General features: G+C 33.9%; 23 protein-coding genes. 10 read left to right on the top strand and 13 right to left on the bottom strand.

Annotation, left to right across the window (positions count from 1 at the left end):
- Positions 1-211 precede the first annotated feature (211 nt).
- The 3 genes from E0W69_RS03310 to E0W69_RS03300 form a co-directional block, all read right to left on the bottom strand.
- Positions 212-1,291: an Ldh family oxidoreductase gene (locus E0W69_RS03310; protein ID WP_131328620.1), complete on the bottom strand. Its 1,080-nt coding sequence runs from the start codon at positions 1,289-1,291 to the stop codon at positions 212-214.
- An 89-nt stretch (positions 1,292-1,380) separates the two neighbouring features.
- The gene (locus E0W69_RS03305; RefSeq protein ID WP_131328619.1) at positions 1,381-2,517 is read right to left on the bottom strand and encodes a dipeptide epimerase; all 1,137 of its coding nucleotides are present in this window, start codon (positions 2,515-2,517) and stop codon (positions 1,381-1,383) included.
- An 84-nt stretch (positions 2,518-2,601) separates the two neighbouring features.
- On the bottom strand, positions 2,602-4,485 hold the full coding sequence (locus E0W69_RS03300) for a heavy metal translocating P-type ATPase (protein ID WP_131328618.1): 1,884 nt from the start codon (positions 4,483-4,485) through the stop codon (positions 2,602-2,604).
- A gap of 233 nt (positions 4,486-4,718) precedes the next feature.
- On the opposite strand from E0W69_RS03300, the gene E0W69_RS03295 reads away from it, so the two are divergent.
- Genes E0W69_RS03295 through ruvX form a run of 4 tightly spaced genes read left to right on the top strand, consistent with a single transcriptional unit; the run spans position 4,719 to position 8,319 of the window.
- Complete coding sequence (locus E0W69_RS03295) at positions 4,719-6,002, top strand: aminotransferase class I/II-fold pyridoxal phosphate-dependent enzyme (protein ID WP_131328617.1); 1,284 nt, start codon at positions 4,719-4,721, stop codon at positions 6,000-6,002.
- 33 nt (positions 6,003-6,035) lie between these two features.
- Positions 6,036-7,013, top strand: a complete 978-nt coding sequence (locus tag E0W69_RS03290) for a gliding motility protein GldB-related protein (RefSeq protein WP_131328616.1) — start codon at positions 6,036-6,038, stop codon at positions 7,011-7,013.
- Positions 7,014-7,030: 17 nt separating this feature from the next.
- Positions 7,031-7,909, top strand: coding sequence for a UbiA-like polyprenyltransferase (locus E0W69_RS03285; protein WP_131328615.1), 879 nt, complete (start codon positions 7,031-7,033; stop codon positions 7,907-7,909).
- A complete protein-coding gene (gene ruvX, locus E0W69_RS03280) occupies positions 7,909-8,319 on the top strand; it encodes a Holliday junction resolvase RuvX (RefSeq protein WP_131328614.1) in 411 nt (136 codons plus the stop codon). Before E0W69_RS03285 ends, ruvX begins: the two co-directional genes overlap by 1 nt.
- Before the next feature lie 22 nt (positions 8,320-8,341).
- Here ruvX and E0W69_RS03275 read toward each other — a convergent pair whose 3' ends face one another.
- A complete protein-coding gene (locus tag E0W69_RS03275) occupies positions 8,342-9,064 on the bottom strand; it encodes a 2-phosphosulfolactate phosphatase (protein WP_131328613.1) in 723 nt (240 codons plus the stop codon).
- Positions 9,065-9,176: 112 nt separating this feature from the next.
- Here E0W69_RS03275 and E0W69_RS03270 point away from each other — a divergent pair, with 112 nt between their 5' ends.
- Entirely contained in the window at positions 9,177-9,815 is a 639-nt protein-coding gene (locus E0W69_RS03270) for a hypothetical protein (RefSeq protein WP_131328612.1), read from the top strand.
- Here the strand turns inward: E0W69_RS03270 and E0W69_RS03265 are convergent.
- Positions 9,812-10,546 (bottom strand): SAM-dependent methyltransferase, encoded by a 735-nt coding sequence (locus tag E0W69_RS03265; protein ID WP_131328611.1) that lies wholly within the window; start codon positions 10,544-10,546, stop codon positions 9,812-9,814. The genes E0W69_RS03270 and E0W69_RS03265 overlap by 4 nt on opposite strands.
- Before the next feature lie 11 nt (positions 10,547-10,557).
- Positions 10,558-11,616, bottom strand: a complete 1,059-nt coding sequence (locus tag E0W69_RS03260) for an AI-2E family transporter (protein ID WP_131328610.1) — start codon at positions 11,614-11,616, stop codon at positions 10,558-10,560.
- A 137-nt stretch (positions 11,617-11,753) separates the two neighbouring features.
- Between E0W69_RS03260 and pnuC the strand changes: the two genes are divergently transcribed.
- Together pnuC and E0W69_RS03250 are read left to right on the top strand one after the other, a co-directional pair.
- A complete protein-coding gene (gene pnuC / locus E0W69_RS03255) occupies positions 11,754-12,404 on the top strand; it encodes a nicotinamide riboside transporter PnuC (protein WP_131328609.1) in 651 nt (216 codons plus the stop codon).
- Entirely contained in the window at positions 12,382-13,200 is an 819-nt protein-coding gene (locus E0W69_RS03250) for an alpha/beta fold hydrolase (RefSeq protein ID WP_131328608.1), read from the top strand. Before pnuC ends, E0W69_RS03250 begins: the two co-directional genes overlap by 23 nt.
- Here E0W69_RS03250 and E0W69_RS03245 read toward each other — a convergent pair.
- The 3 genes from E0W69_RS03245 to E0W69_RS03235 all read right to left on the bottom strand — a co-directional run bounded on the left by E0W69_RS03245 (position 13,197) and on the right by E0W69_RS03235 (position 16,545).
- A complete protein-coding gene (locus E0W69_RS03245) occupies positions 13,197-13,922 on the bottom strand; it encodes an outer membrane beta-barrel protein (protein ID WP_131328607.1) in 726 nt (241 codons plus the stop codon). The genes E0W69_RS03250 and E0W69_RS03245 overlap by 4 nt on opposite strands.
- Positions 13,923-13,995: 73 nt before the next feature.
- Entirely contained in the window at positions 13,996-15,126 is a 1,131-nt protein-coding gene (locus tag E0W69_RS03240; protein ID WP_131328606.1) for an L-dopachrome tautomerase-related protein, read from the bottom strand.
- 66 nt (positions 15,127-15,192) lie between these two features.
- Positions 15,193-16,545, bottom strand: a complete 1,353-nt coding sequence (locus E0W69_RS03235) for an amidohydrolase family protein (protein WP_131328605.1) — start codon at positions 16,543-16,545, stop codon at positions 15,193-15,195.
- A 257-nt stretch (positions 16,546-16,802) separates the two neighbouring features.
- On the opposite strand from E0W69_RS03235, the gene E0W69_RS03230 reads away from it, so the two are divergent.
- The gene (locus E0W69_RS03230; protein WP_131328604.1) at positions 16,803-17,447 is read left to right on the top strand and encodes a hypothetical protein; all 645 of its coding nucleotides are present in this window, start codon (positions 16,803-16,805) and stop codon (positions 17,445-17,447) included.
- Here E0W69_RS03230 and E0W69_RS03225 read toward each other — a convergent pair.
- Positions 17,433-18,491 carry a phosphotransferase enzyme family protein gene (locus tag E0W69_RS03225; RefSeq protein ID WP_131328603.1) on the bottom strand — a complete coding sequence of 353 codons (1,059 nt, stop codon included), beginning with the start codon at positions 18,489-18,491 and terminating at the stop codon, positions 17,433-17,435. The two genes, E0W69_RS03230 and E0W69_RS03225, sit on opposite strands and share 15 nt — an antisense overlap.
- A gap of 301 nt (positions 18,492-18,792) precedes the next feature.
- Between E0W69_RS03225 and E0W69_RS03220 the strand changes: the two genes are divergently transcribed.
- Positions 18,793-19,851, top strand: coding sequence for a LacI family DNA-binding transcriptional regulator (locus tag E0W69_RS03220; RefSeq protein ID WP_131328602.1), 1,059 nt, complete (start codon positions 18,793-18,795; stop codon positions 19,849-19,851).
- 83 nt (positions 19,852-19,934) lie between these two features.
- Here E0W69_RS03220 and E0W69_RS03215 read toward each other — a convergent pair whose 3' ends face one another.
- Together E0W69_RS03215 and E0W69_RS03210 are read right to left on the bottom strand one after the other, a co-directional pair.
- Positions 19,935-20,879 (bottom strand): LysM peptidoglycan-binding domain-containing protein, encoded by a 945-nt coding sequence (locus tag E0W69_RS03215; RefSeq protein WP_131328601.1) that lies wholly within the window; start codon positions 20,877-20,879, stop codon positions 19,935-19,937.
- Between the two features lie 111 nt (positions 20,880-20,990).
- Positions 20,991-22,343, bottom strand: coding sequence for a methyltransferase RsmF C-terminal domain-like protein (locus tag E0W69_RS03210; protein ID WP_131328600.1), 1,353 nt, complete (start codon positions 22,341-22,343; stop codon positions 20,991-20,993).
- A gap of 125 nt (positions 22,344-22,468) precedes the next feature.
- On the opposite strand from E0W69_RS03210, the gene E0W69_RS03205 reads away from it, so the two are divergent.
- Positions 22,469-22,966 carry a DUF4399 domain-containing protein gene (locus tag E0W69_RS03205; RefSeq protein ID WP_131328599.1) on the top strand — a complete coding sequence of 166 codons (498 nt, stop codon included), beginning with the start codon at positions 22,469-22,471 and terminating at the stop codon, positions 22,964-22,966.
- Positions 22,967-23,020: 54 nt separating this feature from the next.
- Here E0W69_RS03205 and E0W69_RS03200 read toward each other — a convergent pair whose 3' ends face one another.
- Entirely contained in the window at positions 23,021-23,845 is an 825-nt protein-coding gene (locus tag E0W69_RS03200; protein ID WP_131328598.1) for a 5'-nucleotidase, lipoprotein e(P4) family, read from the bottom strand.
- Positions 23,846-23,852: the final 7 nt, after the last annotated feature.

Raw genomic sequence — 23,852 nt, 5'->3', positions numbered from 1 at the left:
TTAAACCCTGAATAAAGTTTAAACTGTCGGCAAAAGTACAAATCCTATGCCAATTAGTTAACGTTTTAATAATCAACCTTTAACAAAAGGATTTTTTCTATATCTAATTTTTGAAAAAAAGTTAAACAAATGATCAAATCTTTAAACAAAACGAATTTTGACAAAGTATCAAGAATAATAATCATTTAATATTTAGGCAATAAAAATAGTTTTAGATTAATTTAATGTGAAATCTAGTTGACAAATCTTCTAAATCGGACCATACGATATCATTAATTGGAATACCATCTTTCATTCTAATTGCCGTCATTTCTCTCTCTGGATCACCAGGTATTAAAACTTTTTTGTCTGGCACAATAGGCTTTGCCTCGCGAAATCTACTAATCCAATGATCCATTTCCTTTTTAAATTCTACGGCAGGGCGAAAAGCATCTACACGCATTGCTCCTAAAAAATGTCCCAATCCTTCCCCTGGCATATTTGTAGGTAACGGCACATAAGCAGGAAAAGGAGGTGCCCATGGTCCATAAGACGCTCCACTTAGAACAGCAGAGAATATATCTACAACACTTGCCAGACAATAACCTTTGTGACTACCATGTTTTTCATCACTACCCAAAGGCAGTAAAGCTCCTTGATGCTTTAAAATATCAGATTGTATTGTAGGTGTACCGTCTAAAGTTTGCGCCCATCCTTCAGGAATATCATAACCCTTGCGTTGAGCTATTTCTAATTTTCCGTTTGCCGCCGCTGCTGTTGCCATATCTGACACAAATGCTGGCTCATTGTCAGCAGGTACTGCCACCGCTATTGGATTCGTACCCAACATCCTTTCTTTAGAATTGGTCGGAGCGACCAATGCACTTGCGTTAGTCATTGCTATACCGATCATGTCATTTTCCAATGCCATCATGGCGTGATATCCGGCAATCCCAAAATGATTACTATTTTTTACACTTACCCAGCCAGTACCAACATTATTGGCTTTTTCCATAGCTACTTTCATAGCAAAAGGTGCTACAACCAACCCTAATCCTCGATCTCCATCTACAACCGCAGTTGACGGAGTTTCATAGGTTATTTTGATTTGTGGTTGGGTATTTACTCTACCGACTTCCCATAGTCTAACATAACCAGACAAACGTGCCGTTCCATGGCTATCGACACCTCTTAAGTCCGCCTGCAATAAAACATCTGCCGCAAGTGCTGCATGCTCAGGAGAACAACCAATTGCTAAAAATATTTTTTCAGTAAAAGAATATAAAGATTTATAAGTAATTATTTTTTCCATAGATGCAAGGTAGGTACTATGTAAAAAATAAAAAAGCACAACCAATATTGATTGCACTTTTAACAAACTGTAATTTTTATATATTTAAACTATTTCTTCAATGGTTTTATTCCAATTCCTGGCCAATCATTTAAAGTAACTTTTCCATCTACGATTTTCATTCCGGTAAATGCATCATTTTTTATCAAAAGATTCCCATCCAAATCCGCGAAATCTACCATCGGCGCTAATTGTGCTGCAGCTGATATACCACAAGAAGTTTCTGTCATACAACCAATCATCACTTTCATCCCCAATGCGCGCGCTAACTCCAACATACGATGACCTTCACGCAAACCTGTAGATTTCATCAATTTGATATTGATACCACTATATACTCCATGACATTTGATTAAATCTGGTAATCTTTGAAATGCTTCATCCGCAAATGTAGGAATAGGACTATGTTCGGTTAAATAAGCATTATCTTCTACATTTTCTTTTGGCATTCCCTGTTCGATAAAAACCACACCTTTATCAGCTAACCAATGCGACATGTCCACAGCGAAATTTTTATCTTTCCAACCTTGATTAACATCTACGCAAATCGGTTTATCCGTCACACTTCTAATAGTTTCTATTAATTCTTTATCCGTATCACGGCCCAATTTTACTTTTAAAATTTTATAAGGTGCTGCTTCTTTTGTTTTTTGACGCACAACTTCGGGCGTATCAATTCCGATAGTATAAGAAGTATTGGGCATTTTATCTGTATCATAACCCCATATTTTCCACCAAGGTTGACCAATTATTTTTCCTACTAAATCATGCAAAGCAATATCAACGGATGCTTTTGCGGCTTTATTTAAAGGTTCGATACTATCCACATAATCCAAAATTTTCTCCATTTCCATAGGATCATTGAATTGAGACAAATCTACTTTAGATAAAAATTTGGTAACCGACTCAATACTTTCCCCTAAATATGGAGGCATGGAAGCTTCGCCGTAACCGATAATTCCGTCATATTCAATTTGTGTCAAAACATCTGGAGTAGAAGTACGCGAACTGTTTGCAAGTGTAAATACATGCGCCAATTCTAACGTGTAGGGTTTAAAAGTTAGTTTTAATTTGCCCTTTTTAGCTTTTCCATGAACATTTTGACCGAAAATCGCACCCAAACTATTCAATCCAAATGCACCAGTCGCCATACCTGACTTCAAAAGAAAATCTCTTCTACTATCCATTAAAATAAAAATTATATGAAGAAAAAGTAATCAAAACTCAAATATCCGCAAAAAATATCAAAATTCCGCATCTTTATTTGTCCATTATTTAAAACTTCTAAGTCGCAAACTCAATAAAATAACGAGAATCATTACGCCAACGTCAGCCAATATTGCCAAAACCAAACTGCTATAACCAGAAAATGCTAAAATTGCAACTAAAACTTTGACAATGATTGCACCGTAGGTATTGACCTTAATTTGTTTGACTGTTGCTCGACCCAATCTGATAATAAAAGGAATTAAAGATAATTTATCATTCATCAAAGCAACATTTGCAGTTTCTATCGCCACATCACTTCCCGCTGCGCCCATGGCAATACCTACATTACTTTTCGCCAATGCAGGAGCATCATTAATACCATCACCCACCATTGCGACCGATCCAAATTGCTGTTGCAACTCTTCTATTTTTTTGCTTTTTCCTTCTGGTAAAAGATTACCATAAACTTTATCAATACCTGCTTTTTGACCTATATAATTACCTGCAAATTGATTATCGCCCGTCAACATAATCGGCTCAACACCTATTTTTTTCAATTCATGGATGGCTGCGGCACTATCACTTTTAATCTCATCTACCAAACCCAAAATACCCGCAACACCTTTACCAAAACTGACCACAACACTTGTTTTCCCCTCATGCGAAAGTTTGGTTACAATATCCTTTTCTTCTTGTTGTATTTTTTCTTTTTCGCCAACAAAATCAAGGGTTCCTGCAGTTATCGTTTCATCTTTACAAATAAGACACTCCGCAATAGCACCTTTACCAGAAATGGATTTGTATTTATGTGCATGATGCGGTTGGAAACCTTCTTTTTCACTCGCAAATACAATGGCTTGCGCTACAGGATGTTCAGAAAACTGCTCCGCTCCCGCTGTACAGGCTAGCAATTCTTCTTTGCTTGTGCCGTTCAACATAATTATATCCGAAACTACCGGTTGTCCAAAAGTTATCGTACGCGTTTTGTCCAAAGCCAATGCTTTAATTTCTGCTAATTCTTCCAAAAATTTTCCCCCTTTAATAATCGCACCTTGCGAAGAGGCATTACCAATCGCGGCATATATGGAAACTGGTGTGGAAATTACCAACGCACAAGGGCAACCAATAACTAAAAGCGAAATGGCTTGATTCAACGCTTCTTTCCATTCATGATGCAAAATAAATGCGCTTACCAAAAAACAAATAACTGCCAAAATCAAAATGGCAGGCGTGTATTTTTTGGCAAATTTTTGAATGAATTTTTGTTTTTCACTTTTATTCGCGGTCGCTTGAAAAGTCAACTTGATAATTTTCGAAAATGTTGTATCGGCGGATAATTTGGTCGTTTCGATTTCGATATAACCTTCATTATTTAGCGTGCCAGCAAACACAAGATCTCCAAGCGATTTATTCTTAGAAATGGGTTCGCCGGTTATTGCGGATTCGTCAATTGAACTAGCGCCTGTAACAATCTTTCCATCCATTGGAATCAATTCACCTGGTTTGATTTTGACTATTGAACCAATTTGAATTTTGTCAATCTGTACAGGTTCTGGAATATCTTTGATATACACCAATCTTGGTGCTTTATTTACCAGATTTTCCAAGGCTGACTTGCTATTGTCGACACCTACATCTTCCAAAGTTTCACCTAAAACATACAAAACCATCACGACAGCGCCTTCGGAATATTCTCCCAAATAAAAAGCGCCAGCAACTGCAACAAGCATCAATAAACTGACGCTTCCAAATTTTAATTTGAATAAATTTTTAAAACCATTAATTATAATCTGGTATCCAAATCCTAATACAAATGCGGCATAAATAATGGCAGAAAAAGGAAAAGGAATTTCCCATCCCAATTGCGCAGCAATTTCCAATATCACAACCAATATAGCAGCGATAAAAAGCAGCGTAAATTTTTTATTTTGAAAAGGTAATTTCATATTTCAACTCCTAAATTTTTCTAAAAATTTCTAGATACAAATTTACCTAATAATTACACGGATACCCATTTTTTTACTGTTACAAGGTTTCAATTATCACTTCAAATGGAAAATTGTTCATTAAAATGTATAATAACTTACCTTTGAACGAATTATCGAGGGAAATTTAAATCAAATAATTACTATCAATTTAAAAGAAATTCGGTCTCCCTCCCGGCAAAAAAGATAGAACGATGGCAGATATTTTTGATAATCTGATTAAGAATTATGGCCCAATAGGTCAATATAGAAAAAGAGCACACGGATATTTCGCCTTTCCAAAATTGGAAGGAGAAGCTGGCCCTCACATGAAATTTAGAGGAAAAGACATGATCGTCTGGAGTCTCAACAATTACTTGGGACTTGCTAATCATCCTGAAATTAGAAAAGTGGATGGAGATGCAGCACAAGAATGGGGACTTGCATTACCTATGGGCTCTCGCATGATGAGTGGAAATACCAATTATCATGAAAAACTAGAGCAAAGATTGGCAAAATTCGAACAAAAAGAAGATGCTATTTTGCTTAACTACGGTTATCAAGGTATTATGAGTACAATCGATGCCATCTGCGGACGACACGATGTTGTTGTCTACGATGCAGAATGTCACGCTTGCATCATTGACGGTTTGCGCCTTCTGCCAGGTAAAAGATATGCCTACAAGCACAATGACGTGGAAGATTGTGAAAAGCAATTACAAAGAGCTGAAAAATTATTAGAATCTCAACCACAAGGCGGCATTCTCGTAATTACGGAAGGTGTTTTTGGTATGGCGGGCGATCAAGGAAAGTTGAAAGAAATCATTGAATTAAAAGAAAAATATGCATTCCGTTTATTGGTAGACGATGCGCATGGTTTTGGCACATTGGGTAAAACAGGTGCTGGAGCTGGAGAAGAACAAGATTGTCAAGACGGAATTGATTTGTATTTTTCCACATTTGCAAAATCAATGGCATCCATTGGAGGATTCGTTTGCGGTCCGAAAATTATCATAGACTATATCCGTTACAATATTCGCTCTCAAATTTTTGCAAAGAGCATGCCGATGCCTTATGTTATCGGTAATTTAAAACGTTTGGATATGTTGCAAACCAATCCAGAATTTAAAGACAAACTTTGGCACAATGCATTGTATTTGCAAAAAAAATTAAAAGAAAGTGGTTTTAATATTGGAAATACAAATACCGTCGTAACTCCAATATATATGAATGGAGGCGTAGAAGAAGCAACCACAATGGTTAAAGATCTTAGAGAAACTTACGGTATTTTCTGCTCTATTGTTGTTTATCCCGTCATTCCAAAAGGAGAAATCATTTTCCGTATTATTCCTACAGCAGCACATAGCGAAGAAGATATCCACACAACTATTGAGGCGTTCAAAGCGACCAAGAAAAAATTGGATGCAGGGGAATATAAATCCGAATTAATTCCTGATATGGCAGATGAAGATACTAGAATTGAAAATATTTTGTTTTAGTATCAAAAATCAACATTAAACATTTTGTAAATTATGAAGTTCGTTAATCTATATTTGGGTATATCTTTAATATGTCTTCAAACTATTAAAGCTCAATCACAAAAATATTGGATACGGACTTCTATTGATAGCGTTATTATAAGCGATAGTGATCTGCCACACTTTTGGAGAGCGTTTGATAGTTGCATGCAAACTACAGATACTACTAATCGCAAACATTTTATCCAAAAATATTACTTTGATTCTGCCACTGTTGGTTTAAAAGGATTGATTGAGCAGGACAGTAAATATTTGCCGATGCTTACTGAATATTCTAGAGCAATTAAACGAGATAAATATTGGAAATCTATTCGAGCAACTACCTATACGTTTATAAACAAATCCGATAGCTTACGTAACGCATACAAAAAATTTAAACGATTATATCCTGAAGCGACATTCAGTGATGTATATATTTTAGCAACCCCTTTTATGCATGGAGGTACTCCTGTAAATGGAGGATTTATTATCGGAGTAGATATGATAAGCAAAACTTCTACATCTGACTTTAGTCAATTTTCCAAAGAAGCGGCAGATTTCTTGAGTCGTCCAGAGTATTTTATACCTCTGATTATTCATGAAAATACGCATACTATGCAAAAGCAAGATGATGAAAGTACTTTATTGTCAAGATCACTCATTGAAGGCGCTGCGGATTACATTACTTATTTGACAATAGGTAAAACAGCTACTCAAAAAAATATTTATGACTATGGATTTGCTCATGAAAGGGAATTGTGGGATAAATTTAAGTTAGAGAAAGATTCTAGTAATTTTTCCGAATGGTATATGAGTGATGGAGGTAAAGGACCTGCTCCAGATTTAGGATACTTTATGGGATTTCAAATCTGTGATGCTTATTATAAAAATGCTAAGAACAAATCTAAAGCAATCAAAGACATTGTGGAATTAACTATTAACCCAGAAATATTTTTAACTAATAGTCAATACGCAAAAAAATTTAAACATTAAGAAAAGGAATAGCTATTATGGCAACCGTAAAAAATTACTTATCCTTAGTCAAATTTTCACATACAATTTTTGCAATGCCTTTTGCAATGATCGGCTTTTTCTTAGGTATTTGTTCACTTAATCGTCCACAATACCCCATGCAAGAAATTATTGGTAAATTTCTTTTAGTATTGGGGTGTATGATCACTGCACGTAGTGCTGCAATGGCATTTAATCGTTATTTGGATAGAAATATTGATGGAAAAAATCCAAGAACGAAACAAAGAGAGGTTCCTGCGGGAATCATCAGTGCCAAAAATGCATTGACATTTGTAATCATCAATTGTCTGTTATTCATGGTTGCAACTTGGTTTATCAATAGAATCTGTTTTTACTTATCTCCTATTGCTTTATTTGTCATTTTGTTTTATAGTTATACAAAACGATTTACTCCACTTTGTCACTTAGTATTAGGTTTAGGTTTGTCTTTAGCACCAATTGGCGCTTATTTATCCGTAACTGGAGTATTTGATTGGTTACCTATTTTATTTTCCCTTTCTGTAATTTGTTGGGTAAGTGGTTTTGATATTATTTATGCGCTACAAGATATCGATTTTGACCAATCTCAAGCACTCTATTCCATCCCAAGTAAATTAGGTAAAAAAAATGCATTGGCTGTGTCCATTTTATTACACATTGCATCCGCAGCTTTTGTTATTTCTGCTGGTTTATTTGGACATTTTCACTGGACATACTGGTTAGGTATTGCTGTATTTATTGGGATGTTGATCTACCAACATTCAATAGTGAAACCCAATGATCTTAGTAAAGTAAATATTGCGTTTATGACAGCCAATGGTATTGCTAGTGTCATATTTGGAATATTGGTAATTGCGGACTTATTAATTTACAAATAATGGGAAGAATTATAGCTATTGATTATGGTGGAAAGCGTACAGGTCTTGCAGTTACTGATCCTTTGCAAATTATTGCCAACGCTTTAGAGACAGTGGAAACAAGCAAATTATTTGATTATTTGAAAAAATATTTTGCAGTGGAACAAGTAGATCTTATCATTATTGGCGATCCTAGAAATTGGGATGATAGTGATACGCACGCAACACCATTGGTACGAAAGGCTATAGAAAGATTAAAAAAAGAATTTCCCAATATTCCATTAGAAACAGTTGATGAGCGCTACACTTCCAAAATGGCATCTCAAGCGATGGTAGAAATGGGAATGAAAAAGAAAGATCGTCGTGTAAAAGGTAATATCGATCAAATAGCAGCGACAATCATGTTACAGGAATATATGAATAGAATTTAAACTATTCATATATTCAAAATTTTTATTTCCCTAGTACAACGCCATCTTGATAATAACACAAGACATTTGCCACATCTTTTGAGATACAATATTCTAAATCATAAGAAAGTCCAAAATTAGCTAAGCGATGCCAATGTGAAGTCTTTTTCGCAAAACTCAAAAGATCGCCAGCGTTTGATTCATACATTTGCGTAGCCATTAAGGTACTATCACAATGAATTGTAAATGCATCTTGAATTTCAGAGGCTACCGCACCGGCAAATAAAGTATCTTCTATATTAAAACGATCTTTCCAACCAGAACATCCAAGAATTACATTTTTATTACTTTCTTTTAAATATTGACAAACTGCACTGAAATTGGGAAAGGAACCCGTAAGTATTTCAGAAGCACCATTATTTTTTGCCATATTCAAAAGTTTCGTTCCGTTGGTAGTTGTAATAACTAAAGTTTTTCCTTCGATAAATGAACGTGGATATTCAGCAGGCGAATTTCCAAATTGCAAACCAGGAATGACTTTTCCTTCGCGTTCTCCAGCAGTCACACTATTGGGAATACTATTTCCCTTTTCGATACATTCTTCAACGCTTGATACGGGCACCACTTGTACCGCTCCGTTGTACAATGCAGTCGCGATTGTACTTGTAGCACGAAAAACGTCAATAATTACCACTATAGAAGAAGATAAATCATATAAATCCAATAATCTAGGAGATAAAACGGTATGTAAAGTTGGTTTTTCCAATGTAAAAATTTTGAGGACAAAGTAAATAAAATTGTAGGATTTACATATTTTTTACCCGCTATTTTAACTATATTTACGAAGAATTGCCCAATATTTGATGATAGAATTTAATATGAATTATTCATTAAGACCATATTTTATAATCACGCTGTTATTTCTTTCCTTTGGAAAGTTGACACAGGCACAAGAAATTTTGGGAGATTGTAGCATTACTTACGCTATCGAAAAAATTACAGATACATCCAAACAAGACGTTTCCGAAAGACGCACTTTTTATTCTGGTTATAAATTCAGATCTGATTTTATAGGAAAAAATTATCACCAGACTTTCATTTATGACGATAAAACAAAATCTGCTAATATTTTTAAAGAAATTGGTGACAATAGATATTGCAGTACGATGGATTCCACGCAATGGAAAAACTACAACAAAAAGTATGACAAGTCCAAAACCATCTTAATGGATGATCAAAAAACAATCTTAGGATACAGATGCAAAAAAGCAACTATTCAGTTAAAAAATGGAGATAATTTTATCGTATATTATACCGTAGATGTACAACCGAGTATCAAGGAAAATAGATATGAATATAAGGATATTCCAGGTTTTGTATTAGAGATTTCTGTAGTTTCACCAGACAATGATTTAAAATATTTCGCAATTGCCAAGAGCATCAATTTGATGCCCCTTTCTTCCAGTCTGTTCAATATTTCGAATAAAGGATTTAGGAAATTACCACCCGAAGATTAATGTTTTTTGGGTTTATATCCATCTCCAGCATCTATTATGAAAATAGCTGGTTGTTTGTGTAAATAATCCAACTTTTCTTTTTTCCAATCCTTAATTGATTTGGTGATTATTTTTTCATTTTCAGCGGTAATATTTACAGCTACACACAGACGTGAATTGGGTTGACAAGTTTTCAAAATTTCCTCAACTAAAGGTTTATTTCTATAAGGCGTTTCTATAAAAAGTTGCGCGCAATTACGCTTTGTTGCATCATTTTCTAACTCTTTAATTTTTTGCCTACGATCGCTATTATCCACTGGAAGATAGCCCCAAAATTGAAAATGTTGTCCATTCATTCCACTCGCCATCAATGCCAACAATATACTACTCGGTCCAACTAAAGGATGAATATAAGCATTTAACTGTTGCGCTTTGGCAACTAGAAATTGCCCTGGATCGGCAATACCTGGACAACCAGCTTCACTAATGATGGAAATATTTTTTTCGGCCTTTAATGTTTTTTCAAATTGATTAAGAACATCCTCTTCTGCCTTTCCAATTTCAAACCATTGAAAATTATCAATAACAATATCTTTGTCCATTTTTTTCAAATGGCGTCTAGCCGTACGTATATTTTCTGCAAATATCACTTGACTATCTTTTACAAAATCAATTACATTACTTGGCAAAGATGCCAACGCGTTGTCATCATCTTGTAAAACTGTTGGCACCAAATATACTTTTCCTAACATCGCTAATTAATCTACTTTTTTAGTTTTTCCTCCGCTCCCAGTAAGATACCCCAAGGTTTCATACCGACAGAACCGTCGCAAATTACTTTTAAAATAGCAATTAACGGTACGGACAAAAACATTCCTGGAATACCCCAAATATTTTCTCCTAATATTACGACTACAATCGTAACCAAAGCATTTATTTTCACCTTACTTCCGACTATTTTTGGTAATAAAATATTACTATCAATCATGTGAATTATCGCTAGTATTAAAATCGCAAGTAAAGCGGTTGATATACCATTGGTCGAAATCGTAATTAAGAAGGAAATCAAAATCGCAGTAAATATCCCTAAATAAGGAATGATATTCATTACAGCACCTAGAATGCCTAATAATATTGCATACTTAACTCCTAAAACAGATAAGCCTATACATATTAATGCTGCTACAATCAACATCTCAATACCTAATCCTCCAACATAACTTCTGATTACAAATTTTGTATTTTTAACTATATTGGTTACATGTCCTTTGTATTTATCTTCAAATGATTCTTCTAGAAATTTGACTACTTGACCTCTATATATCAACATCAAAAAGGTATAGATAGGCACTAAGACGAAATACAATATTACGGTTGTCAAAGTAGCAAATGTAGTACCTACAACCGTAGAAGAATGTGATAACATAGTATCCTCTAATTCGGATAAATATTTTACTAAGCTGGAGTGGCTAACATTAAATTTATCATGTAAGAACTTCTCTCCCTCTGCTAAGCCTTGATTGAATTGTGTTTTCAGTTTAGGTAAATCTTCTTTGAAATTAGCCATTTGCATAGAAATAAAAAAGATGATTAAAGCCACGATTATCAGAGAAAGTAAAACACAAGTCATTGCTGCAAGGTTTTTATTGAAACCTTTCCCTTCTAACCAACCACAAGGAGTTGCTAATCCTAAAGTGAAAATACCTGCAAGACAAAGAGGCACTAACATACCTTTTCCGATATACATCAAAAAAAGTATAATTACAGCACTTAATAATCTCAAACTAAGTTGCAAATAAAAAGGATGTCTTTCTTTTTCCATAATTGACAAATGTTAAGTTGTAAGCAAATATAGTATTAGTAAAGCATTGTGTGTTAGTCGCTTACTCAAAAATAATTCCAATATTTTTTTCATTTGAGTTCTGAATTAGTCGCAGCTTTAAATCCTATATTCGCAATATGAATTTGCAAACAATTTATGAGCAATTTATGAATGGTGTAAAAATGACTACACCATTGGAATTTATTGCCGTAATCACCGGAATTGCAAGTACCTATTTTTCCAAAAAAGAAAAAATTTACGTATTTCCTACAGGTATTGTCAGCACATTAATCTATATTTTCATAAGTTTTAAAGGAAAATTATTCGCAGAAGCTGGACTCAATATTTACTATACCATCATGAGTATTTCGGGGTGGTATTTGTGGACCAACAAATCCTTTAATGATACACAAAAGCCACTACTCATAAGTTATAATAGAAACAAAGATTGGAGGAATACAATTTTATATTTTGTTATTATGTGGATTGCTTTGTATTTTATCTTACACAAATTTACGAGTAGTACGGTACCTTTTTTTGATGCATTGGCATCTTCTAGCGCCTATACCGCTATGTTTTTAATGAACAGAAAAAAGGTAGAAAGTTGGTACTTTTGGATATTGACAGATATAATATCCATGCCATTATATTTTTCTAAAGGGTATGTGTTTACGAGTGTTCAATTTTTAGTATTCCTTTTAATTTCCATATCGGGTTGGATAAGTTGGCACAAAACTTATACATTTAATCAAGTTTATAAATTGAATGCGTCAATCGATCAAATATAAAAATTCAACCATTGCATTTCAAAGATTTGGAAATGGAGAGAAGACCGTTTTTTGCTTTCACGGTTTTTCCCTTAGTAGTGAAGAATATGCAGGATTAGGAAAAAATATAGGAGAATCAGTTTCCCTATTCGCGCTTGATTTTCCCTTACATGGAGAAACTGTATGGAAGGAGAATGAATTATTAGTCGAAGATTTTATCCAAATTTTTCAATCCATTTACCTACAATCAACAGGTATTAAACTAGACAAATTTTGGTTAATGGGCCACAGCTTAGGAGGACGTATTTGTTTAACTATTTATCAAAATTATTCGGATAGAGTAGAGAGAATGATTTTATGTGCCCCAGATGGATTAGTTATCCCGATTTGGTACAAAATGATTTTCAATTTTTCTGCCCTGCAAGGCTTATTTTGGCTTTTGTGTAAATCGAGTAAAGCGATGAGTTTGTTGGGGAAAATTGTATACAAATTAAAACTCATCAACAAAAGCGCCTATAACTTAATTCAATCGTCCTTGGGTTCTAAAGAATTAGCCGATTTATTATTCAAACGTGTCATGTCCACCAAAAAATTTCAGCCTAATATTGCAACTATAAAAGAAAAGATTGCCACCAGCAAAACCAAAGTGTATCTATTCTTTGGATATTATGACAGCATTATACCAAAAAAATTATCCAAATTAATCATCGATAATCAAACGAAAAATTTCATTTATTTGGAAATACTACAATCAGGGCATATGATTTTGGATAATGAAAATACATTTCCCTATATCCGAAAATCCTTACAATCTTAAGGTTGCGCGGCTTTTTTGGGTAAAAGGTAAATCAAGCCGACTTGGATTAAATGGTTCTGAAATTTGTAACTGTAAGGTTTGGTTAGATTAGACGCAGAGATCTGTTGCGTCTGCGCTGATGTGAGGTCTTGCATAATTGTATAATGCAAATTGAATCGTACCGCATGGCTAATATGATAAGAGAAATCTGCACCTGCTTGCAGTCCAAAAACAAATGTCTTGGACTGCGCTTGTCTTGCAGCGATAGCAAAACTATTATCAGATAATTTAAAGTTAGCAACTGGCCCAACCTCAAAAGCAAAATTGAAATTACTGCGATCGAATGGAACCATATTTTGCCCAAATAATACAGGAACTTGTAAATAATTAATATCCAATTTATCAGGATTGGCAAATGCACTTAAACCTGCCTGAGGATCTAATCTCTTGTTGATAAACCCCAATCCTGTTTTAAAATAATACGTTTTTGTAAATTGTTTTTGTATATTGATTTGACCTGCATAACTCAATCTGTGATGATCTTTTACAGTATTTGCATCCAAATCAGCATTATAGGCATCTCGGTTATAATCATCCATTTTTCCACGAACCATATTGATATTTAAACCACCAGATATCGTAACCAAAATGGGCTTTTTCCCATAAAAATCATCTGAATATTGCGCTTTGGATGAAAACGCGATTAAAAATATGGCACAAAAACAAAGTAAAGTCTCCTTCATAAAAATTAAAATAGGTATAAGATAGCTAAATTAATGATTTTTTAAAAAGGAGAACTAAATTAGAAATACAGAATTATTTCGTTTTGACCTTAACTACCAAATATGGAGGTTGGCGTAGATCCTTACCATTATTAAATCCTGGCAATCGATTCCACTGCCCAAGCGTCATATATAAATATCCGTCATGATAGGCCAAACCATCTTGCCATGCAAATCTGATATCATGAGCCAATAAGGTATATTGACCATCTGGCGTCCTTTTAATAGTACTTAATTGTTCAAATGAACCAAAATACAAGTTACCTTGCTCGTCAGATGCCATCCCATCACAGGCAGGATGTTCCCCTTCAAAAGTGACGGCTTTTTCAATTGCTGATTCTTCTAAAGATTGATTACTCAAAGTATCCGTAGAAATACTATACAACTTTCTACTAGATATTGCAGTCCAATACAATTTTTTACTGTCAGAGCTCAGCGTTATACCATCAGGTCCTCCTATTGGAAATGTTTGCTTTTTAACATCCATCACATGTGGTTCCATTTCCAAAAATGCCATGAATCCAGGTTCTGGAGAAACACAAGGTTTGTTCAAAAGAACCTCTCTACATTTACCACTTGCAATATCAACAACAATCAAAGAATATCGCTCACCAAATCCACTATTAGCAATATATGCTGTTCCTTTTGCACCATGAGTCAAATCCACACGAAAATCATTTAAGTGCGTTTCATTACTCATTACATTTTTTGAGATCGGAACTGAAGCTATAATCTTTTTTGTTTTAATATCAATACCCACCACTTTACCTGCACCTTCTGGAATTTCCTTGATTCCGGCACGTTTTCCATCATCTAAAACCCAAAGCACATCATTTTTATCCATGAAAATACCGTGAGGAGAAACTAGCCAATCCGTGTATGGTTTCAAGGATGGATACACATACTCTTTGGATGGAAAAGGTATTAATTTTCCATCTAAATATTCCGCTAATGCAAAAGAAGTATGATTATCAGCATGCCTTGGAAATCCTAAAAATAAACGTCCTGAACTGCTCAAAGCAATACCAGATGGATCAGGATTGGGGGAATTGATTGCAGCCACTACAGATACCTTATCAGGTAGTGGTGATAATTTTTGCGCCTGTAACCTAAGCCCTAATAATGTTGTCGCCAATATAAATAAACCGAAAACTTTTTTTTTCATGAAATAAAAATTATTAATGTAAATAAATTTTAAAAATTAAAGTCTATGATTATTCTTATTTAAATGCTATTTACTTAAAGGTCCATGACTAACAATTTCTCCATTTTTCCATACTTCATCAATCTTTCTGGTATCTTTAATTTTTCTGGCTGGATTACCATCAACAAGGATAAAGTTGGCTAATTTACCTTTTTGAATGGAACCAGTTTCTTTTTCTATATGAAGTAATGTAGCTGCATTCAAAGTCGCCACTTTAATCGCCTCTATAGGGGTCAAACCGGCTTCGGTCATTAATTGTAATTCCAAATGTTCAGAAAAACCTTGCGCTCTCAAGGGCATCGCACCTGAATCAGTACCAAAAGAAACGAAAATACCTGCATCATATACTTTTTTCAAATTTTTCAATGCAGTTTCAAATGCTTTTTTATCTCTTTCGTGTCCTGGAGCCTTACCGATTTTATCTTGATAAGCTTTTGAAGTAATCATTTCGTATACACCTGGTTCAAGTGACGCTTTGAAAAATTCATTATTTACCCATTCTGGTTTACGTGAATAGATATACGCGAATTCATCCAAAGACAGTGTCGGTATATAGGTAACATTCTTCGCTTTCATTTCTGCAATGGTTGCATCATCAATAATGCTATCTCTAACACTGTGTCCAATTATATCCACTCCATCATTGACCAAATTGCGTAAATCATTTAAATAATAAACGTGTGCAGCTACTCTCAAATTTCGCTTGTGGGCTTCCTCAATGATTTTTTTATAAATAACCGGACTCATTTTGGCTTTGTATTTACCATTAAAATCATCCACCCATAATTTTACCACAAATGGATTTAATTTGACCAAACTATCCATTTCAGAGGGAATTTGATCCGGATCTGTAGGTCGATATACATTATCCATCGCAAATTCTACGGGAGGCGCACCCGCAGGCAAACCAAATCCATATCCTGCAGAAAATATTTTAGCTCCAGGCAATAAACCTACCGCAGAAGAATCTCGTAAACCTGATTCAAACATAAGAGGTCTATCAGATCCCATTACTAAGATATCTTCTACACCATAACTTTGATATTTATTTAATTGAGATAGGATATTGTCTCTTGTATAGTTTTCTGCTTTATTGGTTAATCCTTTCAAACTACCAATATGTACATGTGTGCTGATCAAGGCAGGCATCACAGTTTTCCCTTTACCGTCAATTACTTCTGCTCCTGTTGCTGGTAAATTTTTACCTACTTCAGCTATGTATTTTCCATGTATAAGTACATCACTTTCTTTTTGCTCAGGAGTCCCAGTTCCATCAATAATATTCACATTTTTAATCAGGTAGGATTTTTGCGCTTGAGATACACTCACACCCAGACAAAGAGTAAAAAGTGCACCCAGTTTAAGTTTCTTTACTATCATAATTTTATTTTTATAAGAGGATGAAATTCATAGGTTTAGTAAAATACATTTCATCTTTACAAATGATAATAGGGCAAAATTCTTGCCAAACCACCTACGTTTCATTGTACTTTTCATATAAATAATTGTACAATTACAACAACATGAGATAACTTCAATGACAATATTGTATTCTAATTAATCTATTAGAAGTTGAATAGAACTATTAGCAGTTTTACCCATTGAACAACTATCTTTACAACCACAATTTTGGGAACATGCAAAAAATTAAACACATTCAAGTCATATATTATATTGTAGCTTTTTTGTCATTAGTGATTATTTTTTCAAATTGCGTAACCACTAAAAATGTTGACAATGAAGAATTAGGACATTATTACAAATATAAATTTGGATATAGAGTAGATGGTAATCTGATCAAAAAATCAACTTTAGAAAATCATTTATTTGAATTAACAATAACCCCCAATTATTCTGTTTTAAATTTTTCCATACTTAATAAAACCAATCAACCATTTTCTATTATTTGGGATAGTGTTAGATTAACAGAGAATAGCATCAAAACCAAAGTATTCTTGTGGGGTGCTAATTTTAATGAAAGGATTCAGCCTTTAGAATCAGCTATTGTTTATCCAAGTAAAGTGTATCATAACGGCATAATACCAATGGACCTAGTTGTCAGAGATAGTACAAACAAAGACCATTGGAAAATACATCCCATGTATCCTGATTATGATGAATATTCTGTGGCAAACTCAGATGCAATTATGAGTTTATTGGGACAAAATTTACTTCAGTTACATTTTGTCATTGCAATAAAAGAAAAAATACAAGTTTTTGAAATCAATATTGTACCGATTGAAATTGAACATGTAACTCAATCCCCTCTAAACACTAAATAAAGGATTAGAAACCTTTGACTCTACAACTTTGTTAAGCAGTTGTAATAAATGAAATTGATTTTTAGCACGATCTCTGTTTTGCATTTCATAATTTGTCCGATAGTAAATATCTCCATTTAGAAAATCAGTCAAAAATCTAAGTGCTTGCATATAGATAATAATGGGGCCACTTTTATCTAAAAATGCTAATTCTGCTTTCGTTAAAGCTTTACCCATTGCATCCAGATAACCATCTTTAATTGCTAATAAAAAATCTTCTCTTATTTCCATATTTTCAATATGGATTTCATTTTCAGATATATTAGGAACCATACTCCTAATCATATCCCCTAAATCAGAAAAAAACAATCCTGGTTGTGTTGTGTCCAAATCAATGGGACAAATAATACTATTGTCTATATCTGAAAATAGAATATTGGCAATTTTACAATCTTGATGGAGGATATGTAAGGGAAATTGTTTATTTTCTGTAACGATATAGTTAAATAAATCAACATATGATTCATACACAAAAGCCAATCTAATTTCTTCTTTAACGATAGATTTTCTACTTTCTGTAGCGGTCTGTAATGAAGACCGAAATTGTTGAAAACGTAAATTTAAATCATGAAAACCGGGAAGAATTATTTTTATTTTTGAAATATCAATATCTAACAAATCTGCAGAATATTTTCCAAAACATTGTGCAACAGTGAATGCTTCAGCCGAATTATTAGCAATCAAGGGACTAAAACTATGTTGAATAAACTCCATACAACGCCAATAATCATCTTGAATCTTAGTTATCAGTTTATTGTCATTGGTTAAAATTATTTCAGGAAGATGAAAACTATTTTTCTCCTTTAGATGGTTAGATATTGAGAGATAATTTTTTTGAATATCAATAGGTTTAGAAAATATTTGATGGTTTATTTTTTGAATTAAAAACGCTTTGTTTAAACCGTCTTTTACAACAAAACTATTATTTATCAAACCAGTATTTAGAGCAATAACTTCACATTCCAACGGTAGATCGAAATCTTTAAATACTTCTTTTTCAATCATAAATATCTTCTATTAAATTGTAACCTATACAATATTTTGTATTACTATTAAACTAAGTGCAAGTTATTTAAACCACAGATATTAAATTCAATTCACGCAATCGTGTTCACAGAGCCTTATCAAAATATTAAAAGAAATGAATAGCACTTATGCAATCGATTGTGTAGTAATAAAATTAAATATAATCAACATATTACATATTTAAATAATTTATAATATAATCAATAACCTAGATAAGAATGTATATATTTAGTACTTTTAGGCAAGTTATAGTCTGTAAGTGCATTATCAATACTTAATTATGGAAAAAACTACCACAATAAAAGAAATTGCAGTTAAACTCAATGTATCAACATCCACCGTTTCTAGAGCATTGAATAACCATCCAAGCATTGGTGAAATTACTAGAAATCGTATTAAAGCGACTGCAAAAGAGATGAATTATGCACCAAATTTAGCCGCCATTCAATTTAAAAAAGGAAAGTCGTTTACCATAGGCGTAATTATACCTGAATTATCTGAAACATTTTTCTCAGATGCTATCAGTGGGATTGAAGATGTCACATTTAAACAAGGCTATAATGTAATTTTTGGACAAAGCCATAATGATATTGATAAAGAAAAGGCCATTTTAGAATCTTTTAAAAGAAATCGAGTTGACGGCATTTTAGTTTCCTTATCAAAAACCACAAAAAACTTAGACCATTTCCATGATTTATCTAAAATGAATATTCCTGTTGTTTTTTTTGACAGAGTACCCAAAACTGCAGATTTTCATTATGTGAAGAGTGATCTTTACAAAGTTTCTGTGGAAATTATCAATTTTTTATGGGAGAAAAACCATAGAAATATTGCGTTGCTGAAAGGTCCAAATTGTATGGCATCGACTAATGAAAGAATGAAAGGTGTATTAGATGGTTTTATTAAAAAAAGAGTTAAGACAGATGGTTCTTTGTTTGGAATAACGGATTTGACTAAAGAAGGTACTTTCATTGCGATGAAAGATATTTTATCGCAAAAAAATCGCCCTACAGCTATTATTGCATTTAATGATTTTGTAGCCTTGGACGCAATGGAATATATTCAGGCATTTACATCTTTAAAAATTAATAAAGATATAGTCATTGTCAGCTATGCAAACAATCCATTATTAAAATATCTCAAAGTATTCAAACCTGCAGCCTCTGTTGAACAATTTCCATATTTGCAAGGAGAAAAAGCAACCAGCATTCTTTTAGATTTAATAAACAATGGTCAAAAATTAGATGAAAAAGGTAATATAATTTTAAATCAAATAATAATTGATGCGGAATTAGTTGACACTAGCAAATCTTACGCTTCTCCAGCTGTGGCAGTGTAATAAATGTCAAAAAGGCTCCATAAAAAAAGAAGACACAATTGTTATATTTTGTCTTCTTTTTTTATGACAGAGTCCTTTATTTATTATTCAAAATAATCAACTGATAAATCAAAACTATCAGATGTAATATTTAGTGCTTGTGCAGCTGCATCACTTAATCGAAATTTCAATCCACTATTTTCTTTTGTATCAATCAAATTCCATAAAACTTTTGCAAAAATAGAATTACCATTATAGGTAACTTTTACTATTGATCCAGGACCTACATTATTCATCATAATATAGTATTTCTGATCAGACCAGCCACTTTTGGACTTAAATATCTTTGACAAACCTTGTGCTTGTTCTAAAGAACGACCTTCTGTATCTTTTCCAAACATTTCTCCAAAAGCACCACCATTATTTCCTGCTAGTTGCGTAGTTTCCGTAGATAACACTTTTTGATTATTGTCTGTAGTTGAGCTAGTTGCTGCGGGCTCTTTAACTGGCGAACTAGCTTTTACTGGAGTCGTCGTTTCTGTTGTTGTCTGCGCGTTGTCTGATACAGTTGGAGTAGTAGCATCTGTCACGGTTGCAGGTTCTGCACTCAATTGTAATACCTGACCAACCTTAATATTGTTATCTGCGAGGTTGTTGTATTTTTTTAAATTATCAACAGAAACTTTAGATTCTTTACTTATTTTATATAAAGACTCACCAGCAATAACAGTATGCGTTTTACCTGCATTTGGATCTGAGGCTGCAGTATTCGCAACTTTTTCTGCAGAACTTGTTTCTACAGCATTGGATTCGCTTGCTACAATATGTACACCCGCTGGCGGTATTTTGATTTCTTGCCCTACAACCAATTTACTATTGGTATTCATTCCATTAAATCGCATGATATCCCCTACCGTAGTTTCATATTTGGTAGCTAATTTGGACAAGGTTTCTCCTGCTAAAATTTTGTGTTTTACAGGTGCTTCTTGTGCAAATAATACACTCATTAAACTTACTGCGAACGATAATGCTAAAAATCTTTTTTTCATGTAAACTGCTTCTATAAATCCAAAATACGTAAGACTTTGAAATCGTTCAAAACTACTTCTCCGCCTCCGAATATTATGTTAAAAATTATAAATATAAATAAAATTGATCTATTACTGCTTTAAAATCCGCCATTCCGTTGGATAATAATTATTTATTCTATTGGGAAGCGCTTTAATCCAACCTAGTCCCACATTACTATGTGTGATTAAAGTCCACCCATTTTCCATTTCTGGTAATCTTTCTAGGTTATTCTTGCGAAGGTATTGCAAAGATTGTTCCGTATTTAATTCAAATACATGGCAATTCGACCTATTCAGATGAATTGACAATGCGAGCTCATGTGCTGGTACGAGATCCTTTTTCACCTCTCCCACTTCGGTTCCTGCTTTTTTCAAATACAATTTGGAATGCAATAATTCCACATCTGCTTGCCATTTTTTAGCAATGCAATGAATAGAATCTTGAATTTTGAAAAAGAAATAATCTCCAAGTACTAACCATTTCTGAACGATTTCAACTTCCATTTTATTCGGTTGGGTATATTTTCCACCCAAAAACGGCGTATAACCGCTGCTTTCCTTTTTACGAAATACCGCTGCAAAAAATCCTTCTCCATCTAATTTATCCGGAAAAAAGCGATAACCAACTTGATCCGATTTGGAATTTGTTTCTACAATTCCCCAATTTTCATTTAGTGGTATCTTTAGATTTTCTACCTCAAAATCCGCTGAGAACCAATCCAAAATTGCTTCGTCTTCTTTTACGGAATACGAACAAGTGGAATAAATCAAAATCCCGTCTTTTTTTAGTGCCGGATAAATATCTGCCAATATCCGCTGTTGACGTTCACTACATAAATCCACATTTGCCTCCGTCCATTCTTCACGCCACGAAGGTTCTTTGCGAAACAAACCACTTCCACTACAAGGAGCATCCACCAATATCACATCAAAATAATCTTTCAAACCTGCAAATTGCTTGGGATCATTATTGGAAACAATAAAATTACCGGTTCCCCATTTTGACGTATTTTCTACTAAAATATTCGCACGGCTTTTGATAATTTCATTACCTACGACCAAGCCATTTTTAAAATACGAACCCAGCAAAGTTGTTTTTCCTCCCGGTGCCGCACATAAATCCAACACTTTTACTTCTGCATTTCTATCGGGAAAGACATTTTTCAAAATTTCCCAAATAAACATACTACTAGCCTCTTGCACATAATACGCACCACCATGAAAAATCGGATCAAAAGTAAAAAATGGTCTTTCTGGTAAATAATATGCATTTTCACACCAAGGAACAGGCGCTCCATCCTTTTCTGATTGTTTTTTTTCAGTATTCCAGCGGATGGAAACGGAAGGATTTTGCTGATGCACTTCGATAAATTTTTCTCTATCAAATTGCTTTATTGAGGCTAATTCTGTAAGTAAACTTTCGGGTATTTGTATATTGGACACTATGTAAATTGAGAATTTGAGCGGTAAAAATAAAAAAATAATTACAGAACTTTTTTCCCAATTGCGCAAACAAATTCTATGGTAAATTGTTACAACATGTATAACTTTAGCCACAAATATTACGTATGATTAAAAAATTAATTTTACCTGCTGTATTAGGCACTGCCCTTTTTGCCGCATGTAACTCCGGAAGTTCAGATAAAGGAAGCGCGGATAGCACTTCTAAAGATACAATGACAATGGAAATGCCAGATACTGCGGGTGTACCACCATTGCCAGCGATCCCAGCAGGAGCAAAAGTATTCTTCAAAGCACCAAAAGATGGCGCGACAGTAACGTCTCCAGTTAAATTGGAATTTGGTCAAGAAAATATCGCATTAGCGCCAAAAGGAGAAGTGAAAGATAGCTCTGGTCATCACCACGTTATTGTTGATGGTGAAGGTATCCCAGCTGGAACGGTAATTCCTGATGATTCAACACATTTCCATTATGGAAAAGCGCAAACAGAAGCGTCTATCAATTTAAAACCAGGCAAACACACATTGATTTTGCAATATGGCGATGGCATCCACCGTTCTTACGGTCCAGCATTGTCTGATACGCTTAATATCACGGTAAAATAAGTTTGCACTTATTTATACAAAAGGTCAGATTTATAAAATCTGACCTTTTGTATTTTATTCACTTTTCGCTGCGTGATAATAAATAGAATCTTGCTGCGGCAAACTGTATTTGTAATTATAATTGAAAAGCGCTCCTTCCCAATCACCATAAACCACATTTGGAAGTACAATAAATTTGCGTCCAAATAATGCATGCAAATTTGCTACATTTTTACTTCTTTCTGCTTCCGTTTTTTTGTCAAACATATCCGAAAAATCGGCTAAATTATCTCCACAGAAAAGTAAAATATCATATTTCGAAGCTACAGTTTTGCGCCTTGTTTCTTTAGAAGATGAACCTTCTCGGGTAATTAAATGCGTCTCATCTGCATAAGGAAATCCAAATTTTTGTAAATTTTTCAAAGTACCTGCACGTTCCGAATTCCCCCTATTGGTAATGTAAAAAACTTCGACATCGTTTTGTTTCGCTAAATTGTAAAATTGATATGCGCCCCACAAAGTATCTGCCATTGCTTTTGCAGTCCATTCTTCCCAAGATTTTTGTTCGTAACCTTTTCCTTTTTGTGTTTGTTTGACGGAATTTGGACTATTATCCAAAAACGTTTCATCAATATCTGTTACGACAGCTTTGGGACGATTGTCGGTATTTTCCTTCAATGCAATCATCAGACGATCAGAAGCCACGTTAAACGCTTGTTCGCACAAAGCTTTATATTCCGCAGCACGTTGTTGCCATACCGCACCATATAATTTGCCGTCCAAAGTCAATCCATGCGAATAAGGATTTTGTGTATTTGCATGACTTTTATCTGATTGTGCCGTTTTACATGCAGCCATTCCAATCAAGGACAATGCAGGTAATATTTTTTTCCATTCCATGAAACAA

The organism is Rhizosphaericola mali (assembly GCF_004337365.2).
GTDB lineage: Bacteria > Bacteroidota > Bacteroidia > Chitinophagales > Chitinophagaceae > Rhizosphaericola > Rhizosphaericola mali.
The sequence above is the reverse complement of the archived record's forward strand: the minus strand, read 5'-3'. Positions and strand labels throughout refer to the sequence as shown.

Excerpts from the sequence above, each read along its gene's own strand:
- E0W69_RS03310 (WP_131328620.1), bottom strand. The coding sequence starts at position 1,291 with ATGGAAAAAATAATTACTTATAAATCTTTATATTCTTTTACTGAAAAA.
- E0W69_RS03305 (WP_131328619.1), bottom strand. The coding sequence starts at position 2,517 with ATGGATAGTAGAAGAGATTTTCTTTTGAAGTCAGGTATGGCGACTGGT.
- E0W69_RS03300 (WP_131328618.1), bottom strand. The coding sequence starts at position 4,485 with ATGAAATTACCTTTTCAAAATAAAAAATTTACGCTGCTTTTTATCGCT.
- E0W69_RS03295 (WP_131328617.1), top strand. The coding sequence starts at position 4,719 with ATGGCAGATATTTTTGATAATCTGATTAAGAATTATGGCCCAATAGGT.
- E0W69_RS03290 (WP_131328616.1), top strand. The coding sequence starts at position 6,036 with ATGAAGTTCGTTAATCTATATTTGGGTATATCTTTAATATGTCTTCAA.
- E0W69_RS03285 (WP_131328615.1), top strand. The coding sequence starts at position 7,031 with ATGGCAACCGTAAAAAATTACTTATCCTTAGTCAAATTTTCACATACA.
- ruvX (WP_131328614.1), top strand. The coding sequence starts at position 7,909 with ATGGGAAGAATTATAGCTATTGATTATGGTGGAAAGCGTACAGGTCTT.
- E0W69_RS03270 (WP_131328612.1), top strand. The coding sequence starts at position 9,177 with ATGAATTATTCATTAAGACCATATTTTATAATCACGCTGTTATTTCTT.
- E0W69_RS03265 (WP_131328611.1), bottom strand. The coding sequence starts at position 10,546 with ATGTTAGGAAAAGTATATTTGGTGCCAACAGTTTTACAAGATGATGAC.
- E0W69_RS03260 (WP_131328610.1), bottom strand. The coding sequence starts at position 11,616 with ATGGAAAAAGAAAGACATCCTTTTTATTTGCAACTTAGTTTGAGATTA.
- pnuC (WP_131328609.1), top strand. The coding sequence starts at position 11,754 with ATGAATTTGCAAACAATTTATGAGCAATTTATGAATGGTGTAAAAATG.
- E0W69_RS03250 (WP_131328608.1), top strand. The coding sequence starts at position 12,382 with ATGCGTCAATCGATCAAATATAAAAATTCAACCATTGCATTTCAAAGA.
- E0W69_RS03245 (WP_131328607.1), bottom strand. The coding sequence starts at position 13,922 with ATGAAGGAGACTTTACTTTGTTTTTGTGCCATATTTTTAATCGCGTTT.
- E0W69_RS03240 (WP_131328606.1), bottom strand. The coding sequence starts at position 15,126 with ATGAAAAAAAAAGTTTTCGGTTTATTTATATTGGCGACAACATTATTA.
- E0W69_RS03235 (WP_131328605.1), bottom strand. The coding sequence starts at position 16,545 with ATGATAGTAAAGAAACTTAAACTGGGTGCACTTTTTACTCTTTGTCTG.
- E0W69_RS03230 (WP_131328604.1), top strand. The coding sequence starts at position 16,803 with ATGCAAAAAATTAAACACATTCAAGTCATATATTATATTGTAGCTTTT.
- E0W69_RS03225 (WP_131328603.1), bottom strand. The coding sequence starts at position 18,491 with ATGATTGAAAAAGAAGTATTTAAAGATTTCGATCTACCGTTGGAATGT.
- E0W69_RS03220 (WP_131328602.1), top strand. The coding sequence starts at position 18,793 with ATGGAAAAAACTACCACAATAAAAGAAATTGCAGTTAAACTCAATGTA.
- E0W69_RS03215 (WP_131328601.1), bottom strand. The coding sequence starts at position 20,879 with ATGAAAAAAAGATTTTTAGCATTATCGTTCGCAGTAAGTTTAATGAGT.
- E0W69_RS03205 (WP_131328599.1), top strand. The coding sequence starts at position 22,469 with ATGATTAAAAAATTAATTTTACCTGCTGTATTAGGCACTGCCCTTTTT.
- E0W69_RS03200 (WP_131328598.1), bottom strand. The coding sequence starts at position 23,845 with ATGGAATGGAAAAAAATATTACCTGCATTGTCCTTGATTGGAATGGCT.